Below are 5,348 nucleotides of genomic sequence, written 5' to 3'. Positions count from 1 at the left end.
GGAATGGAGTGGTTTGCTATCCAGGGACATTACTGGCGGGAAGTCAGTATTGAACAACTGGTCGCCGATGATATTGCCATGTAAAAAAAGCCGGGAATTCCCGGCTTTTTAACGTCACTTAATTATAAACTAATTCCCACGTTGCCCAGCTGGTAATCGGCCCGCTGGTGGCGCTTTTCGGCGTTGGCGAAACATAGCCAACGTAATAGGTGAACAGGCCGCCGCTGACCGCGCTTTCCTGCAAACGCACCTGATTTTGCTGCGGGTCCGCCGGGACAATTTTATTACTCTTATCCAGCGTATTATTATCGTTAGTCGATAGCGCCAGATAAATATTCTGCGCTCCATCCGGCAAGGTATTGGCCAGATACCCGGCGTTTTCGTTACCGACCGCCGTCAGTAAAAAACCATCGACCCAGCGCACGCTGACCCGACGCACCTCATCCTGCGAGGCTGCCCCACCATCATGGCGCAGCTGGCAGTTTGACAGTGCCAGGGTAAACGGCTGCGGTTTCATAAACGCCCCGGCACCGCGATCGTGGACTTCCGCCAGGCTGACCGGCGCCAGCCAGACATTACCGCTGCCGGCATGCTGGCCGCCGTTTAGCGCGATGCTACAGGAAATATCCGTCACCCGCCCGGCAAAATCGACCCGTCCGCGATCGTAATTGGTCTCAAAACCCCACGCCGAGGGGGCGGCGAGGCTGCCGCAAAATAGCAGCCACGCGATAGTGTTTTTCGGCAATCCCTTCATTCCCCCTCCCGTATTAATCGTACGTCAGGTTAAAGATCATATGCGACTCCACCTCGCCGGTGCTGGTCGTCGGGCCATACTGATAAAAACGCGCGTGCAGCGGTATGGTGATGTAGCGGGTCTCCTGATTATTCAAGCGGCCGACGGTGTATTTATTATTAAACTGCAGCGGGGAGCCATCCTTCAGCACCTGGATGCCAATGCCTTTCGCCATCCCGCTGCCGGCTTTTTCATTCAGCAAGGCGCCCATGGTAGCGGTAGTGCTGGTGGCCAGGGTACCGGAGAACGAGGTGCTAATGTTGGCATATCCCGTTTCACTCAGGCCGCCGCTGCACTGCAGGTCGATATTAAAATCCTTCCCGCCGGCGGTGGTGCCGACCCCTTTCAGGTCGGTGCGCCGGATGGAACCCACATCGACATTCATATTTTTCCCGCTCAGCACTGAACAGGAGGGCGAGACCACGGTGATGGCGTTGGCGCTCAGATAGGTTTCGAGGATCGGGTTATCGCCGCTCTCCCAGTCGTAGGAGGTGTACTTACCCGCCGCCAGGGTGCCGCTGCCGGTGGTTGCCGCGGTTTTGATAATCTCCAGCGTAAAGCGCGACCCTTCGAGGGAATAGTTGGTGGTGTTATATACCTGGGACGAAAAGACGTCGGGATAGACGATATTTACCGTTGCGCCGCCGCGGCTGAAACGCATGCCGATTCCCGGCACGTTGGTGGAGTAGATTTTATTTCCAAGGTCCGTGGCCCCTGGCGACACGATCTTCGCCGCAAAGCGGTTGGTGCCGGAAGTACAGCGATAGCTTGCCCCGCCGGGAGCGCTCATCGTCCAGTCGCGGGTAAGGATCACCGAGCCCACCGGCAGATCCGAGGGCACCACCACCCTGCCCACCACCATGTCCAGCATCACCGTTGGCGATGAGAGACGCGTACAGGAGGCCCAGGACGAGGTGGTTCCCAGCGCCATTAAGACGATAAAAAGCGTTAGTAATTTCCTCAGCGACATACGCTATCCTTTGTTGTTTGCTGTCCCAGATCCACCGAACACTGCCCGCCGCTCCACTTCACAATCGCGCGTTTGGCGTTCGCATCGCTGATAAACATCATGCTGCCCTGGCCGACAACGCCGATCTCCTTGCCGTCGGGGGAGAAAATACTTGCCGCAAACGGCAACGGCTCGTGGTTCGCCTGGCGCGCCTGCAGGGTGAGGTTGTTCTGCACCTTAGTGCCGAACGCGACCTTAACCACGCTGCCTTCCCACGGCACAACCTGCGCCACGGTGCGATCGAAGGCCACGTCGTCATGGCTGCCTTTCGGGTCGATTTCCACGGCGTTAATCCGGTACGGGCGCAGATACGGCAGGATGGCGTAACCATTGCTGTCCACACGGGTGCCCGGCGATCCCGGAAGCATCGCCCCGGCCGCGTCTTTGGCTTCAATCAGGGCCATCGTCGAGCCGCTTTCCGGTGAGAGCACCACGCCGCCGCTGTGGGCGATCATCGTCCCGCTGGCGCCAATGCCGCTCTGACGATAGCCTTCGCCCTGGCTGTAGCTGCCGTTGAGGGTGGTCCATGGCGTACGGTAGCTGCCGTTGAGCGCCACATCATGCTGACCGCCGGTGGCGGTGGTGGTCGACACGCCGTAGTTAAGGTTGTTTTCACTGTCCAGCGAACCGTTGATACCAATCTGCGAGCTGGCAAAGCGCGAGTTATTGAACGAGGTGTTCGACGTCAGGTTGGCGGTGCGGTTATCGCCAAACCACAGCGGGTAGCTGAAGTTGAGTGAAATACGATCGTCGCGACGATGACCGGAGCTGTCTGGCGTATAGACGCGCTGCGCGCTCGCCGACCAGGAGAGACGACCAAATGAATTGTTGTAGCTGACCTGATACTGCTTCTCGGTCCCGGAGCGGTTCCAGTAATCGGAGATACGGCCGCTGAGATAAAACCCGCCCCAGCCGTCCGGCAGGTTCTGGTTCACCGTGAAGGTCATGCCGTTTTTTTGCCGCCACAGGGTGTAGTTGCTGCGACTATTTTTTTCCTGATCGACGGCGTACAGCGCGTCGTTGAGGTTGTAATAACCTTTCGTCGAGTAGCGATACGCCGCCAACACGATGCTGGTCTGGGTATCGGTAAACATGCGGTTAAAGGTCGCGCGATAGCTCTGACCCGAGTCATCATGGGCATCGCTCTTCAACCGCGAATGGGTGACGTCAAAAGAGAGCGCGCCGATGCCGGTGTTCATCCCTGTCCCCACCAGGAAGGCCTGATAGTCGTCAAAACCGGTGACCCCGGTGTAGCCGGTCAACAGATTGTTGATCCCGTGCTGCCAGGTCGCCTGATAGAGCATCGGCTTGTTGCGCAGCGCGCTGTCGTCCACTTTACCGGCGGAGAGCGCGTAGCGGGTCATTCCCGGACGCAGCAGCTGGGCGACGGAAGCGTAAGGCACGCTAAACACTTCTACCGAGCCATCCGCTTCTTTCACCGAGACCTCAAGATCGCTGCCATAGCCGGAAGGATAGACATCCTGCAGGGTAAACGGTCCGGGCGGAACGGTGGTCTGATAGATAATATTGCTGCCCTGGCGCACGGTGACGAGGGCGTTGCTCTGCGCCACGCCGCGAATTTCCGGAGCATACGAGCGCATGCCGTCCGGGAACATATTGTCATCGGTGGAAAGATTAACCCCGCGCAGACCGATAGTGTCGAAAAATTCACCATTGGTGAAAATCTGCCCGCCGCTGACGATGGAGTTGAGCTGTGGGATAGGGCGCTGGAGATAGGTCTGGTTGCTGTTCCAGTGCGCTTTACCCTGCTGCTGCTGCCAGTTCAGGTTGCCGATGTGCTTCAGCAGCCAGCCGTCCCACGACAGACCGGCGTTGACGCCCAGATAGGCGCTGCTGTTATCCGACCCGCCTACCGAAGAGGTATGGCTGTTCCAGGCGTTCGCCATCCAGCCAAGATTGAGCGCGGTAATACCTTTGTCCCAGAACTCCGGGCTGACATAGTTTTTCAGGCGTTGATCTTCATAGATCTGCGGTACCGAAATGTTCAACCGCAGGGAGGACTGGACCAGGTTGTCTTTGACGTTTTCTTCGTTGCGCCAGGATTTGAGGCTACCGCAGTAGCCCTCCTGCTCGCTCAGCTGCGGATTGAGCTTTTCCGCCGCGATGCCATATTGGGCCAGCATCGCTTTGGTGTAGCAGACGCCCAGCCGACCATCTTTATCGCGCGCGATGCGTAAATCGTAGCGCCCTTTCCACTCGTCGTTGGTGTAGACGTCAAGGGAGTAAGTGCCTTCGGTAATCGCGCTGGTCGAAAAGCGCGACAGATCGACCTTTTCGCGACTGCCGACAATAAAGCCGTCGTTAAACTGATATACCGTTCCCGGGTTTTCCTGTCCGCTGGAAAATGGCGGAAAGCAGCACAGCGCGATGGCGATCGCGGTGCTTAATCTTCCCGGGCAGAATGACCTCTGCTTCATTAGCTTCTCCCTTATTTAACGGCCACTTTCACTGCGACATCGGCGCCATAGTCATTAATGTTGTTAACGGTCAGGGTTTCGCCGCGGTTGACGGCGGAGGAGAGCGCCACCGTCTGGCTGGACTGCGGCGCCAGCATCACGGTTTTACTGTTCAGGGCTTTACCGCCGTCGCGGGAAATACGGCTGACGGTAATGTAGAACGGCGTCGGGTTGTTGATGGCGAGACTACTGCCGCTGGCGGTCAGGGTCAGCTTCTCGGCCGCCGCATCGCGGTTGCCCAGTCCGGCAGGACGATAAATAAATTTAAAGCGCGAACGGATCGCCAGCTGCAGCACGTTCTGGCCTTCATTTTTCTGATTGGCCACCACCGGCGGAATTTCCAGCAGATTCAGCCACCACAGCGTCTCTTTATCTTTCGCCAGACCGGCGCTGCTACCGAGCTTAATACGCAGCGTCTGGCCGCTCTTGGCGTCAACGCGCGAAATCGGCGGGGTGATAATAAACGGGGTGGTAATGGTATCCGGTGTGGCATCGGCATCGCCGTTATCCAGCCAGGCCTGCGCCAGCGCCGGACGGTCGGCGTTATTTGAAAGCTGTACCGTTATTTCTTTTTCATTTCCTGGATAAATAAAGCGGGTACCGTTAACAATAATATTGTTGGCATGGGCCGCAAAACTAAAAATGAAACAGAAAAAAAGGGCAATACGCTTCATGCTGACCTCAGAATAAAAATACAAGCGGCGGACATTGCCGCTTTATTATTGTTATTAACTGCCCCATCGCGGGGCAGTTTTATTTTCTGACGGAATTACTGGTAAGTAATTTCGTAAGTCGCGTAGCTGTTAACCACACCGGTGGTTACCGTGGTCGGCGCGCTGGTGGCGTAGCCTACGTAGTAGGTGAAACGCGCGCCATCAGCTACAGCGGAAGCGTCGCCTTTCGCTTTCGGCTGAGTGCTGTCACCCGGGATGATTTTGTTGGTCAGCGCGGTAGCGTTGTCAGTAGACAGCACCAGCTGGATGTTCTGAGCACCGGAAGCTTCGGTGTTCGCCAGGTAGCCCTGTTGTTTGCTGGTTGCGCCAGCCAGCAGGTTACCGCCGGTCCAGTT

Annotated in this window: 4 protein-coding genes and 2 pseudogenes; 1 reads left to right on the top strand and 5 read right to left on the bottom strand. The window is 57.2% G+C overall.

The window, feature by feature from the left end:
• Positions 1–84, top strand: a pseudogene (locus AX755_RS25450) (EAL domain-containing protein); the annotation flags it as partial.
• 34 nt (positions 85–118) lie between these two features.
• Here the strand turns inward: AX755_RS25450 and mrkF are convergent.
• The 5 genes and pseudogenes from mrkF to mrkA all read right to left on the bottom strand — a co-directional run.
• Positions 119–754, bottom strand: a complete 636-nt coding sequence (mrkF, locus tag AX755_RS19310; protein WP_000677445.1) for a type 3 fimbria minor subunit MrkF — start codon at positions 752–754, stop codon at positions 119–121.
• A 13-nt stretch (positions 755–767) separates the two neighbouring features.
• The gene (mrkD, locus tag AX755_RS19305) at positions 768–1,763 is read right to left on the bottom strand and encodes a type 3 fimbria adhesin subunit MrkD (protein WP_023311709.1); all 996 of its coding nucleotides are present in this window, start codon (positions 1,761–1,763) and stop codon (positions 768–770) included.
• Entirely contained in the window at positions 1,754–4,240 is a 2,487-nt protein-coding gene (gene mrkC / locus AX755_RS19300; RefSeq protein ID WP_000813718.1) for a type 3 fimbria usher protein MrkC, read from the bottom strand. Before mrkC ends, mrkD begins: the two co-directional genes overlap by 10 nt.
• 11 nt (positions 4,241–4,251) lie before the next feature.
• Positions 4,252–4,953 (bottom strand): type 3 fimbria chaperone MrkB, encoded by a 702-nt coding sequence (gene mrkB / locus AX755_RS19295; RefSeq protein WP_000820818.1) that lies wholly within the window; start codon positions 4,951–4,953, stop codon positions 4,252–4,254.
• Between the two features lie 95 nt (positions 4,954–5,048).
• A pseudogene (gene mrkA, locus AX755_RS19290) lies at positions 5,049–5,348 on the bottom strand (type 3 fimbria major subunit MrkA); the annotation flags it as partial.

This window comes from Enterobacter sp. SENG-6 (assembly GCF_001605945.1).
GTDB classification, from domain to species: domain Bacteria; phylum Pseudomonadota; class Gammaproteobacteria; order Enterobacterales; family Enterobacteriaceae; genus Enterobacter; species Enterobacter cloacae.
Note: the sequence above shows the minus strand (reverse complement) of the source record. Positions and strands in the feature narration are given on the sequence as shown.